Source organism: Leptolyngbya sp. CALU 1928 (genome assembly GCF_056784215.1).
Map to the genome: position 1 here is coordinate 107,988 of NZ_JBXBCE010000018.1, position 12,585 is coordinate 120,572.

The following is a 12,585-nucleotide window of genomic DNA, read 5'->3' on the forward strand; positions in this document are numbered from 1 at the left end:
GTTTCCAAAATAATGTTTGAAGACTACCATCAAAGTGGATGCTCCTACTCCACAACCTCTAAACCATGCAGCTTGCGCCAAAAGCAGACATTCTAATCGTCGATGATGTACCCGACAACCTGCGGGTCTTGTCTGTAATGCTGGGTCAACACGGATATGAAGTCAGAAAAGTGCTAAACGGACGATTGGCGATCGCGGCAGCAAGTTCTGCTCCTCCCGATCTGATTTTGCTAGACATTCGCATGGAGGGGATGGATGGGTATGAAGTCTGCCAGCGCCTCAAGGCTTCCGCCCAAACTAGTGATATTCCAATTATTTTTTTAAGCGCTCTCAGTGACGTATTTGACAAGGTTAAAGCGTTTGAAGTGGGCGGAGTCGATTACATCACCAAGCCCTTTCAGATCGAAGAAGTTTTAGCACGGGTGAAAAATCAACTCACCATTCGCACCCTCCAAAAACAGCTTCAAGAACACAACGCCGTTTTAGAAAGCCGAGTCGCAGAGCGCACCAGCCAACTTCAAACCATGCTGGAGTATGAGGCATTGCTGAAAGGGATTACCGATCGCGTGCGGGATAGTTTTGATGAAGCGCAAATTTTGCAAGCGGCGGTGCAAGAACTGGCAATAGGGCTACGAATTCTCTGTTGTGATGTGGGCATTTTCGACTATGAAGCCCATACAGAAACGATTCGCTACGAATATTGTTGTGCCGGAATTGCATCGGCTCAAGGGGAAGTCGTCAGCCTTGATCGATTGCCTGGGCATTATCAACAAATCTTGCAAGGAAATCCTATTCAATTTTGTATACTGCCATTGGCTGTATCACTGACTCGCAACATTTCAGGTCAGTTTGCGATTTTAAGCTGTCCTTTAATCGATGATCAAGGTGTATTTGGCAATCTTTGGTTATTTAAGCCGCGAGAAGAAGAGTTTAGTGTTTTAGAAATTCGGTTGGTGCAGCAGGTTGCCAATCAATGTGCGATCGCTCTACGTCAAGCCCGACTCTATCAAGCCGTGCAAGAGCAGGTAGAAGAGTTAGAACGGATGCATTTATTAAAAGATGATTTTCTCAGCACGGTTTCCCATGAGTTGCGATCGCCGATTTCTAATATCAAACTGGCAACTCAGATGTTAGAAGTGATTCTTAAATCCACTGGCATTCTTGAAGATACCTCTACCAAAGCGGCAAACTACTTTCGCATCTTGCAAGATGAATGCCACCGCGAAATCCATTTGATTAATGATTTATTAGATTTGACGCGCCTCGATGCTGGAGTTGAACCGCTGACATTAATCAAAATTGATTTAGCCCCGTGGATTAGTCATCTAGCAGAACCCTTCCTCGCTCGAATTCACTCACAACATCAACACTTTCACATAAACATTCCGAGCCATCTTCCTGTCCTGTCAACAGATCTGCACTATCTAGAGCGAATTTTGACTGAGCTGCTGAACAACGCCTGCAAATATACTCCAGCAGAAGAAAGCATCACCCTTTCAGCCCAAGTAATTTCTGAAAAGACCCGTCAAAACTCACCTCAAGTTATTCCGAATTCTAAAGACGATCGTGCTAACCCTGATCTCATCAGCCTACAAATTTGTGTGACCAATACCGGGGTTGAAATTTCTCAAGAAGAGCGCGATCGCGTGTTTGATAAATTTTATCGCATCCCTAATAGTGACCCTTGGAAGCACGGCGGCACAGGGCTGGGCTTAGCGCTATCCAAAAAAATGTCCGAGCATTTAGGGGCTAAGCTTTCAGTTTCCAGTGCCAATCAGCAAACGTCCTTTATGTTGGAATTGCCGATTTGAGCCGGGGTCAGAGAACAGGGAGCAGGGGGTTTTACACCCAAACAAACACTGTCTGAAACCCGAAACCCGAAACCTGTCACCCGCTTCCTGCTTCCTGCAAATAGTGCTGAAACCGCTGTTGTAGCTGTTCTGGGGTGAGTGATTGTGTCCAATATTCAGTGATTGCATGACCAAATGCCCAGGCGTTGAGTTCGGGTGAGATGTTGTTGTCTAGCAAAATTGACCAGAGGGCTAGCAGGTCGAAGTTACGGGCGTTGGGGTTATTGGCGCTCAGCAGGGAAAATAGATCGTATGCCATTTGAAGTTTGCCAATGACGATGGGCAATTGTTCAACCGGGATTTGCTCCGCTAGAAGGTAGGCGAGGTTTGGACTGCCAGTGGTGAGGGTGGCGATAAAGCTAAGAACGGGGCTTTTGAGCAGGGCGGTTAATCCTTGAGTGGTTGCCATTTGAAAGGTGTAGCGATCGATGATTTTCGCGGCGGCGCTGGTGCGGGCTTCCAAGTTGCGAAGAAAGCGGGCAAGGCGAAGTTGTTTGGCAGGGGCGATCGCGTCTACTAAACCCAAAGATAAGGCTTCCAAGCCCCAGGCAACTCGTCCAATTTCAGGATCTCCAGCCACCACAGGCAGCACCCAATCACAAAATTTGTCTAGTTGCTCGGCTCGATATTGGGTTGCCTCCCGAATTGCCATTTCCTTAAGCGATACGCCCGATTGCCAATCGTAGGGTGGGTTCCACTCGCGAATCGGACGCAGTTTGTCTACTTGGGTAACAGCGGCGATCGCGGGCAGGTCGGGGATTATAGCTTTCACATCTGTCAGAAAATCTACATCCATTTGCAAGGCGGGATCGAGGGCAGGCGTGACCAACAGCAACACATCGGCTTGAGTGGCGCGATCGAGGACCAGATCTCGAAAGTCAGCGCGATTTGCCTGCTCATAGCCGGGAGTATCCCACAGGGTCAATGCATCGCCCGTTGTGGATTTCCAGTGATAATCTTGAATGGCATCGGTGCTGGGTAATAGATCTACAGCAGCTTTGGTTTCCACAAATAGCGTGTTGATTAAGCTGCTTTTACCGGCTCCAGTCCTTCCCACGAGCAAAATATTGACTGGCTTTTGCTCAACTTGGTCTAGAGGCTCCGCTTGGGCAAGAATCTCTTGCAGGGTTTGCGTTTTGACAGCGGGAATCGTTATGGGAGCAACGGACTCTAAATCGGGCAGTTTGCCGCTATAAAGGGCGATCGCCTGATTGCTCAAATTGCGTAGTGCAGCTTGCTTCAAAAGCTGGCTTAGATTGATCAATAGCTGCTGACTTGCCTGATTGTCAGAGCGTTGAGTGACTTGTTTTGCAATTGCCACCGCTGGATTTAAAAACCATTGTGCCCAGTTCCAGACGCGTAATAGTTTTCGCGCCGACGGTTCTAGCTTGCGGTAGACCTCATACGCCTGCACTGCTTGCCCAACGGTGACCTGGTTTAATGCAGGAGAGAGTTTATTCATCCATTGATCCATGTCGTCCACGGTGCCCCGAATCAATGTATAGGCTTGAGGAATATAGATATTGAGCAGCGGTCGCTTGACTTCAGGGTGATAAACTTGGGCGATCGCGGTCACCAGTTCTTGGCAGCGCTGCCAAAAAGTTGCCCAATCTTCCCATATCGGCGGATCGGTCTGCACAGACTCCAAAATCTGCTGCAATGCGGCTTCTGTCTGTTGCCCTACGCCTTCAGATACGCCTCCAGACTCGGTGGAAGGGTTACCGGACGCAGCTTGCAGTTCTTCCTTCACTTCTGAAATCACGGCTTCTAGCGGATCTATCGCTGGGCGAATCCATTGCACAAGCAAAAATCGCCAACCCACAAGCAGCAGGGTGAATAGTGCCCAAACCCAACTCAGCCCCCAAGTATGAATCTGAACGCCTGAGGCGATTAGCAAAAAGCTAACGATTCCCGCGATCGGAAGCCCTAAAACTGCCCACTGCCAAAGCTTTAACCGCACCATTGGTTTTTGTTATGACTCATCTGCTTCCCAGTCTAGGATTGTTTGGGTGTAGCAAGAGAGAAAAATAACCGAAAGAAATTATTTTTGATGTTTAGGGCTGACTGCTGTGTAGATTGATCTGGAATGCTTGCAGGTTGCTAGAGAAATTTAAGTTAGATGGAATTGCGCCGGAGACGATCGCTAAAGCAGATGTGATGGCGATCGCATGAATGATTACAGAATAGCGATTTAGAAGTGAATCAGACATAGCAACAAGACCGATTTTAGGAACATCGTTATGCTTAGTGTGGCTCTTGTCTCATAGATTACCAGTGATATTTTGGCGTTTTTATAGTGATGTCTATCACATCTCCTCATAGCCCTGAATATTCTCTAGTTCAAACTGTCGCAAAATTGCAGTCGATTGGCGTGTCAAGACTTCTGACCCTTTGACCACTATTAAATACTTACCCGCACTCAAGCGGTTTCGATAGGGCAATGCATCACCACTGCCAAAAGCAAGCCCTGCGCCACCGCCTACAACAAAGCTCCCCATTGCCCCGGATGCCGCGCCTAATAAGCCGCCAATCACATGATTGCCGATTTCTCCTGCCCAAGGAAAGGTGTTTAGATTGGTAATGAGGCTGAAAGTGAATCCGGCGGCGAACCCAAAGGGAATTACCCAAAAGGACATCAGTTTTGCAGAACGAGCAGCTTGTTCTTTAGGATCAATCAAGCCATACTCATCGGCACTTTTATATCCCCGACCTAAAATCGTAATGCCCGTCATCGGCAGCCCTTTTGCTTCTAAGGCAGAGTACGCCGCCTCCGCTTGAATGCGATCGCTCAGCACAGCCACAAGATAATTCATAAATTCAACCATTCCATTCCAATCGCTATCTTTAGAGTATCAGGCAGGGAAGAGGAAAGGTTTCGGGTTTCGGGTTTCAGGTTTCAGTTGATGAAAAGACGCTGCCCCCTGCCCCCTGCGCCCCGACCTTCACCACTGACATCGCGATGCGATTAGTTCAACTATTTTTTCGGCTGTGAGGGGTTTGGAGAAAAAGTAGCCTTGCCCAAAATCGCAGTTGAGCGATCGCAGTTGAGCTAACTGTTCTGGTGTTTCAATGCCTTCTGCAACTACTTGCATATTCATAGTTTGGGCAATTTTTACAATGATTGGAACTAGCCCTAGCTGTTCTTCGGTGCCATCTAACGACATGACGAAGGAGCGATCGATTTTGAGATAGTCCATTGGAAAAGATTGCAGATAGCTGAGTGAAGAATAGCCCGTGCCGAAGTCATCCATACTGAGTTGAATCTGCTGTTGCCGCAGTTGAGCCAAAATATCGGCTGCGGATCTAGGATTGTCCATAATGGCACTTTCAGTAACTTCCAGTTTGAGGCAACGGGGAGACAGCCCAGTTTCTGCCAAAATGTGCGTAATCTGCTGCATCAAATTCAGTTGGGCAAACTGACGGGCAGATAGGTTCACACTCACACTAAAGTCTGGGTCGATCACGCCTTGTTTCTGCCAATTTCGGATCTGATAGCAGGCTTCTCTGAGTACCCAAGTGCCAATTTCGCCAATTAATCCAGTTTCTTCGGCAACGGGAATAAAGCTAGAGGGTGGAATAAACCCGCGATCAGGATGGTTCCAGCGGATGAGTGCTTCTAACCCGGCAATTTTGCCAGAATCGAGTGCCACAATGGGCTGGTAGTTGAGGGAAAACTCTTGTTGGCTAATTGCCCGACGCAGATCGCTTTCTGTTTGCAGCAGTTGCAGCGCTATCCGGTGCATGGTGGTTTCAAAGATGCGATATTGAGCTTTGCCAGCCGCTTTGGCATGATACATGGCAGTGTCAGCATCGCGCAGCAAGTGTTCGGGTTTGTCGTAGTCGATTTTGCCAAAGGCGATCCCAATGCTGATGTTGATGAAGACTTGATGATCTTCTAGAGTGAACGGTTCAGCAAACGCCGCTAGGATTTGATCGGCAAATTGGATGGTGCTGTCTGGATCAATCACGTGGGTGAGCAGAATGGCAAATTCATCGCCGCCAAGTCGGGCTAAGGTGTCAGTTTGTTTGAGATGCTGTTTGAGCCGTTGAGCGATCGCCACAATTAACTGATCGCCCACACAATGCCCTAAGGACTCGTTGACAATTTTGAAGCGATCGCAATCTAAAAACAATACCGCAAAGGGCAAATCGGTATGGGTTTGCAATTGGCTGAGGGCTTGAGCTAGGCGATCGATAAAGGCAGCACGATTTGCCAGTTGGGTAAGCGAATCACACAGCGCCATCTCAAGCATCCGCGCATTGGCAGTTTCAAGCTGCTGTGTTCGCTCAATCACCCGTTCTTCTAAGTAAGCATTCAGCAGATGGATTTTCTGTTCTGCGGCTCGGAGCGCCAATTGATGCTGCACCCGTACCAGCACTTCCTCAAAGTGAAATGGCTTGGTCATATAATCTGCCCCGCCCACTTTAAACGCCTTCACTTTGTCAAAGGCATCGTCCAAAGCACTTAAAAAAATGACTGGAATTTCCGCTGTATGAGGCATTTCTTTTAAGTGAGCGCATACCGCATAGCCATCGATATCAGGCATCATGATATCCAGCAAAATCAAATCGGGTACTCGTGCCTGAACCGCCGTCAGCGCTAGCTGACCATTGATCGCTTTGCGAACCTGATAGCCTTCACGGGTCAGCATGGTTGAGAGCAGGCGCACATTCTCGGCAGTATCGTCCACCACGAGAATATCAAAGGGTTGGGTATCAAAGGGTTGAGTATCGAAGTGGTTGTGACTCATGTGATTTTTACGGGTTAAGTCCCAAATTCTGCGCGAGTTGAGTGAGATTCATAATCTGATCAAACCGGAAGTGATTGACCAGGTTGGTTAATGCGTGGATGAATTCAGTTTGATCGGGGGGGATCTCCTCAATCAATTGCAGTACAAGAGTATCACTCCCTTGGGCGGATGAGGAGTAGAGCTTTTCGAGCCAGTCTTTAGGCATGATGGCTAAAGACTGGGCATCTAAAGTGAAACTGGATGAGGGCGATGGGAGAGTGGGTGGCTCAGGCGGCGGTTGACTCGGTTCATAGCAGTATTTCACTCCTAGATACTCTGCCATCTTGGCAAGCACTTCGCCTCGTTGAAAGGGCTTGCGGACGAAATCATTGCAGCCGCTTTCGAGAATTTTTTGGCGTTGCTCTTCAAACACGCTGGCGGTGACGGCAAGAATGACGGTGCCTTGTCCCATTGGATCTGATTTTATGTGTTTAGTGGCTTCAAGCCCGTTCATTACCGGCATTTGCATATCCATCCAAATGATGTGGGGGTGCCAATGTTGCCAGATCGCGATCGCATCTTGTCCATTTTTTGCTTCTTGTATATCAAACCCAATGCCTTTGAGAAAGCGCACCAAAATCAATCGATTGGTTGGGTCATCATCCACGATCAGCACTCGATAATTGGGCTGACCGGGCGCTAACCCCACAACCTGCTTATCCTGAATGTCTTTTTCTTTTACTTGGTCGGCGGTAATTGAGGTGACCGGAATCTCAAACGCAAACTCAGCGCCTTGACCCGGTTGACTGTCTACCGTGATAGCCCCACCCATCAACTGCACAAACTTTTGGCTAATGGCTAACCCCAACCCTGTACCCTCCGAGAATTTTGTTCCTGTCTCAGTTTGCCCAAAGGGTTGAAATAAACGACTAATTTCTGTCGATGTCATCCCAAGACCGGTATCACGCACGGTAAAGATTAGAGAATGGAAAGCAGGGCGGGGATCGGGCGGGGGTGGCGGTGCTAGGTTGGCAGTCAGATCTGCTGAACAGTCGCCATTCGTAATTCTCCACTCCCCCTTTCCTAGGCTTACTCGCACCCAGACATAGCCTGTTGGAGTGAATTTAATTGCATTACTCACCAGATTGATCAGGACTTGATTGAGCTTGTTTTCATCGGTGCGAATGTAACGAGGCACGGCACTATCGCGATCGCACACTAGTTGCAGCCCTTTAGATTGACATTCCAGTTGAAACAGCGCGGCTAAATTATCGAGAAGACGATAGAGATCAAAGTTCGCTTCGCTGAGCGCGATCCGTCCAGCTTCAATTTTGGACATTTCCAACACATTATTGATTAGCGCCAGTAAATGCTCACCGCTGCGGCTGATGATTTCGACATATTCGTGATGTTCCTTCAACAAAGAAGCATCTCGGCTCATCAATTGAGTAAAGCCCAAAATCGCATTGAGTGGCGTGCGGAGTTCATGGCTCATGTTGGCTAAAAATTCACTTTTTGCCTGGTTTGCGGCATCGGCGGCTTCTTTCGCGCTTTGCAATTCGGTCGCTTGGCGCTGAGTTTGGGCAAAGAGTTCTGCTTGCTGCACGGCAACGCCCAATTGAGACCCTATTTGTAAGACGATTTTAGTTTCGGTAGACTCCCATTTGCGTGGGGCAGAGTTTTGGTAGGCAATCAGTGAACCCCATAGTTGATTGCCAGAGAAGATTGGCACGCTGAGATAGGCTTTCGCCTGAAATTGTTCTAGCCGCTCAATATCTTGCGATCGCAGCCCAGCCTGATAAATATCAGCGATAGAATAGTAGACTACTCCTAGAGTATCCATGCTGTCGTTTGCCGCTTGCAAGTAAGCAATAGAGCCTTTTTCAGCCTCTAGCAGAGGATTTGAGACGAGTGGAATCCATCCCTCTGCCACCGATTCTGCAACAATATGTTCCTGGTTAGGTGGGGCAGTGCGAAAAATGACCACGCGATCGCACTGTAAAGCTTGCCGCAGTTCTTCAGTAGTGGCGGCAAAAATTCGTTCTAGCTTGAGGGTTTGGCGCATTCGCTGAATCACACGGGAGATCGTCCGTTCCCGTTCCGCACTTTTTCGTAGCCGCTCTTCTGTTTCTTTGCCCTTAGTAATATCCGTGACAACCCCATCCCAAATAATGCTGCGATCGGGCTGTAACTCCGGTCGAGAATTTCCACGTAGCCACTTTATTTGTCCGTCAACCACAATCCGCCAGACAAAATCCCACGGCTGCAAAGTATGGGCAGATGCCATGATGGAACGATTTAAAGGCGCGATATCATCCGGGTGAGTTAAATTCCAGCCTACTTTAATATCTTGGATCAACACTTCTGGCTCCCTGCCAAACAGGTCTCGGCTTCCCGGACTGACATACAGAAACGACATTTCCTTCGTCGGCTTCAGCACAATCTGATAGATCATACCGGGCACGTTTTCTGCCAGATTTTTATAGCGCGAGTTGCTGCGCTGGAGGGCATCTTCTGTTTGTTTTTGGTGAGTGATGTCGCTTAAAGTGCAAACGACACGCTCAATAGTGCCATCGGCGGACCGGTGAAGGTTCACGTTGACTAGAAGCCAGCGGCAACCAGAAAAACTGGGGCAAACGACTCCTAATACGCGATCGCGAATGGGTTGGCACTGAGCGATCGCCTGATGAATCGGAAACCCGGCAGCGAATAAAGGGTGTCCATTTTCATCTAACAATTGCCAGTCTGGATCGGTAGGAAGCTCAAATTGCTTTGCCTCCGCACTAATTCCTAGCAGTTCACTGGCGATCGGGTTGCACACCAAAACCTCTGCATCTGCATTTAATAGCAGCACTCCCACTTGCATCGACTGTACCAATCGGCAAAATTGTTCTTCGCTTTTTTTCCATGCCCGTTCATAGGTCTGGCGCACTAACAAAAACTGGGCGATCGCCACAATAGATAGAACCGCAATGCTAAAGGCGATCGCCATTGAAACGAGATTAACGCCCTGAAAAAAGGGTACGGTTTCTAGCGGATAAAGCAAGTCGCCCATAAATTTCGTAGTGAAAAAACGTCATGGCAGCATTTACACCAGATCATCACTCGTTCTATCGTCCTAACCTGCCAAAAAACGTAGCGGTTCATAAACGTTTGATGAGCGCCTGCACTTCAAAATGCCCATATAGAAAAGAGTAATTGACTCACAAAAGAAAAACAGCTTCAATCCAAAAGAACAACCACGCACCACTTCCGATAGAGTAACGCTTTAGCGAGTTGAAAGCAGAGAAAGGTTTTGAGTTTCAAGTTTTAAGGAGTGTGTTGAATACAAAGAAATGCATCAAAGCAGCCGGAACGCATGAACTCGATCGTATGGCGAAGTCCACAGGTTTTATTTTTGCTGGTTTCCCATCCAGTTACAGTGGCAAAATGGTCATACCGTAATTAACAAAGACTAACTATGACGATCGCAATGTTGAATGCTGCTTTAGAGCAGAGATGTACTTTGAAGGTAATTAGTGGGCTAAACAATTTTGATCGCGATCGCGTGGCTGCCGTGGTCAATGCTGCCGATCAGGGTGGAGCCACCTTTGTCGATATTGCCGCCGATCCAGAATTGATCCAGATGGTGAAACGCTTAACGAGTCTACCTGTGTGTGTCTCTGCGGTAGAGTCTGCCAAACTGGTTGCCGCCATGCAAGCCGGAGCCGACCTAGTAGAAATTGGCAACTTCGATAGTTTTTATGCTCAAGGCATTCGGTTTGAAGCCGCCGAAGTGCTGGCAATCACCCATGAAACGCGCCGCTTGCTGCCCTCCGTCACGCTCTCGGTGACCGTTCCCCACATTTTGGAACTAGACCAGCAAGTTCAACTGGCAGAAGCACTGGTGAAGGCGGGTGCAGATATTATTCAAACTGAAGGCGGCACGAGCAGCGCCCCGGTTCATGCAGGAACTTTAGGCTTGATTGAAAAAGCGGCTCCTACCCTAGCAGCAGCCTATGAGATCTCGCGTGTGGTAAATGTGCCCGTGCTGTGTGCCTCTGGGTTGTCCAGCGTGACGGTGCCCATGGCGATCGCGGCGGGTGCTTCGGGTGTAGGCATCGGCTCCGCGATCAACAAACTTAGCAGCGAAATTGAAATGATCGCCGTGGTTCGGAGTTTGGTGGAAGCGCTAGCCGCCAGAAAAGTTCGCGATCGGGTGTAAGTTAATTGTCTAGAGACGTGATGTAGCACAATATTACGTCTCTAGAAAAATATAGGATTAGCCCATCATCCTAGGTGAGTTGCAGTCGTTGAATGGCGATCGCGCGCTTCTTACCTCTACTTCTCTGATCTCTGCTTTAAAGTTGCTTTTGCCTGTTGCCACAGAGTGTCTAGTTCTGCCAGAGTATAGCTTTCTAGGGGGCGATCGGCGACGGTTTCCATGAGTTGCAGCCGTTGGATGAAGCGTTGATTGGTGCCTTGGAGTGCGGCACTGGGATCGAGATCATACCAGCGTGCCAGATTGACAACAGTAAATAATAGATCGCCTAGTTCAGATTCCTGATGGGCTTTGTCTCCACTGGCGATCGCGTCTTTGAATTCCGTCAGTTCTTCGTTAAATTTATCCCATACCCCATCTACGGTTTCCCATTCAAAGCCAGCCTCAGCGGCTTTTTGAGAGATTTTTAAGCTTGCCATGATTGGCGGCAGCGATCGCGCATAGCGACTCAATTTTTGACTTAAGGGCTTCGTTGCATTGGGATCTTCACCTTTCTCAATCGCTTTAATTTGTTCCCAGTTTTGATGTAGCTCGTCAATCGTTTGCACTTGCACATCCCCAAATACATGAGGATGGCGACGAATCAACTTTTGACTGATTCCTTCAGCCACATCTTGCAGGGTGAATTGTCCTAAGTCACTTGCAACTTGAGCTTGCAACACTACCTGCAATAGTAAATCGCCCAACTCTTCACAAATTGCAGCCGTGTTTCCACTCTGAATCGCATCTACCGTTTCGTAGGCTTCCTCAATTACGTAGGGAATCAGGGTTTCTGGAGTTTGGGCAAGATCCCACGGACAGCCGCTATCCGGCGATCTCAACTGAGCAACCACTTCGACTAACTGCTGTACAGCGCTCAAAATTTCGGTCTGTTTAGGCGTTGGCTCAAAAGTGCCCATGTTAAGTTTTATCCCGCAATAGTGCTTGAAACCGTTGATCACTGCGGATGCGATTGAAGTTAGGATCAGTTTTTGCCATCAGTTGACAAAGATAGGGGCTATAGCTGATCGCTTGCTTTAAGTGTTCGATCGCCCGATCTGCGTTGTTTTGCAGGGCATAGCAGCAGGCTTTGCCATACCAGGCATTCGCATTATTTGGCTTCACCCGCAAGGACTTATCAAAACTAGCGAGAGAGTCTTGAAACTGTTCTAGTTTAGAAAGCACCAGTCCACGATAGTTCCAGGCATAGTGGCAGCTAGGCTTAATGATCAGCGCATTGTTCAGGCTGGTCAGCGCTTCCGTGTAGCGGTTCAGGCAGCTTAAGGCGACTGCTTTGTTATACCAAGCCTTGTAGCTGTCGGATTTGAAGGTCAGCACTTGATCAAAGCTCGCGATCGCGTCCTTATAGCGACACAACCCCATCAAGGCTTTACCGTGGTTTTGCCATGCCCGATAGTCTTCGGGCTGAAACTTTAATGCCCGATTGAAACTGATGATGGCATCTTCATACTGAGCCAGTTTTGCTAAGACAATGCCTCTTCCCTGCCAAGCGAGCGCATACTTGGGCTGGAGCGCGATCGCCCGATCAAAGCTCACCAGTGCGTCTTCATACTGTCCTGCACTTTCCAAGGCATAGCCCCGACAATTCCATGCTCGATGGTCGCGCGGTTGAGCAGTCAAAATCGCATCATACTTGTCTACTGCGCTGGCATGGTGTCCTAGTTCGCGGAGAACATGCCCATGGCTATACAAAATTTGGGAGTCTTCGCTGTGATTCATAGGAACTTTCAGATATTCACACTCA

The 12,585-nt window shown here is 48.4% G+C and carries 9 protein-coding genes; 2 read left to right on the top strand and 7 right to left on the bottom strand.

The genetic code is table 11. The annotated features are described in order from the left end of the window. The first annotated feature begins 65 nt into the window (after positions 1-65). Positions 66-1,811, top strand: a complete 1,746-nt coding sequence (locus AC1S5B_RS23300) for a hybrid sensor histidine kinase/response regulator (RefSeq protein WP_482038054.1) — start codon at positions 66-68, stop codon at positions 1,809-1,811. Positions 1,812-1,887: 76 nt separating this feature from the next. Here the strand turns inward: AC1S5B_RS23300 and AC1S5B_RS23305 are convergent, their stop codons facing one another. The 5 genes from AC1S5B_RS23305 to AC1S5B_RS23325 form a co-directional block, all read right to left on the bottom strand. Beyond that, complete coding sequence (locus tag AC1S5B_RS23305; RefSeq protein ID WP_482038055.1) at positions 1,888-3,813, bottom strand: GTPase family protein; 1,926 nt, start codon at positions 3,811-3,813, stop codon at positions 1,888-1,890. A 91-nt stretch (positions 3,814-3,904) separates the two neighbouring features. After that, the gene (locus tag AC1S5B_RS23310; protein WP_482038056.1) at positions 3,905-4,060 is read right to left on the bottom strand and encodes a hypothetical protein; all 156 of its coding nucleotides are present in this window, start codon (positions 4,058-4,060) and stop codon (positions 3,905-3,907) included. A gap of 96 nt (positions 4,061-4,156) precedes the next feature. Beyond that, entirely contained in the window at positions 4,157-4,663 is a 507-nt protein-coding gene (locus AC1S5B_RS23315) for a hypothetical protein (RefSeq protein WP_482038057.1), read from the bottom strand. Between the two features lie 129 nt (positions 4,664-4,792). Then, positions 4,793-6,601, bottom strand: a complete 1,809-nt coding sequence (locus AC1S5B_RS23320; protein WP_482038058.1) for a putative bifunctional diguanylate cyclase/phosphodiesterase — start codon at positions 6,599-6,601, stop codon at positions 4,793-4,795. 7 nt (positions 6,602-6,608) lie between these two features. After that, the gene (locus tag AC1S5B_RS23325) at positions 6,609-9,635 is read right to left on the bottom strand and encodes a response regulator (protein WP_482038059.1); all 3,027 of its coding nucleotides are present in this window, start codon (positions 9,633-9,635) and stop codon (positions 6,609-6,611) included. A 405-nt stretch (positions 9,636-10,040) separates the two neighbouring features. Here AC1S5B_RS23325 and AC1S5B_RS23330 point away from each other — a divergent pair, with 405 nt between their 5' ends. Continuing rightward, on the top strand, positions 10,041-10,784 hold the full coding sequence (locus AC1S5B_RS23330; RefSeq protein WP_482038060.1) for a DUF561 domain-containing protein: 744 nt from the start codon (positions 10,041-10,043) through the stop codon (positions 10,782-10,784). A 116-nt stretch (positions 10,785-10,900) separates the two neighbouring features. Here AC1S5B_RS23330 and mazG read toward each other — a convergent pair whose 3' ends face one another. Further along, positions 10,901-11,740 carry a nucleoside triphosphate pyrophosphohydrolase gene (gene mazG, locus AC1S5B_RS23335; RefSeq protein ID WP_482038061.1) on the bottom strand — a complete coding sequence of 280 codons (840 nt, stop codon included), beginning with the start codon at positions 11,738-11,740 and terminating at the stop codon, positions 10,901-10,903. 1 nt (position 11,741) lies between these two features. Then, a complete protein-coding gene (locus AC1S5B_RS23340; RefSeq protein ID WP_482038062.1) occupies positions 11,742-12,560 on the bottom strand; it encodes a tetratricopeptide repeat protein in 819 nt (272 codons plus the stop codon). Positions 12,561-12,585 lie beyond the last annotated feature (25 nt).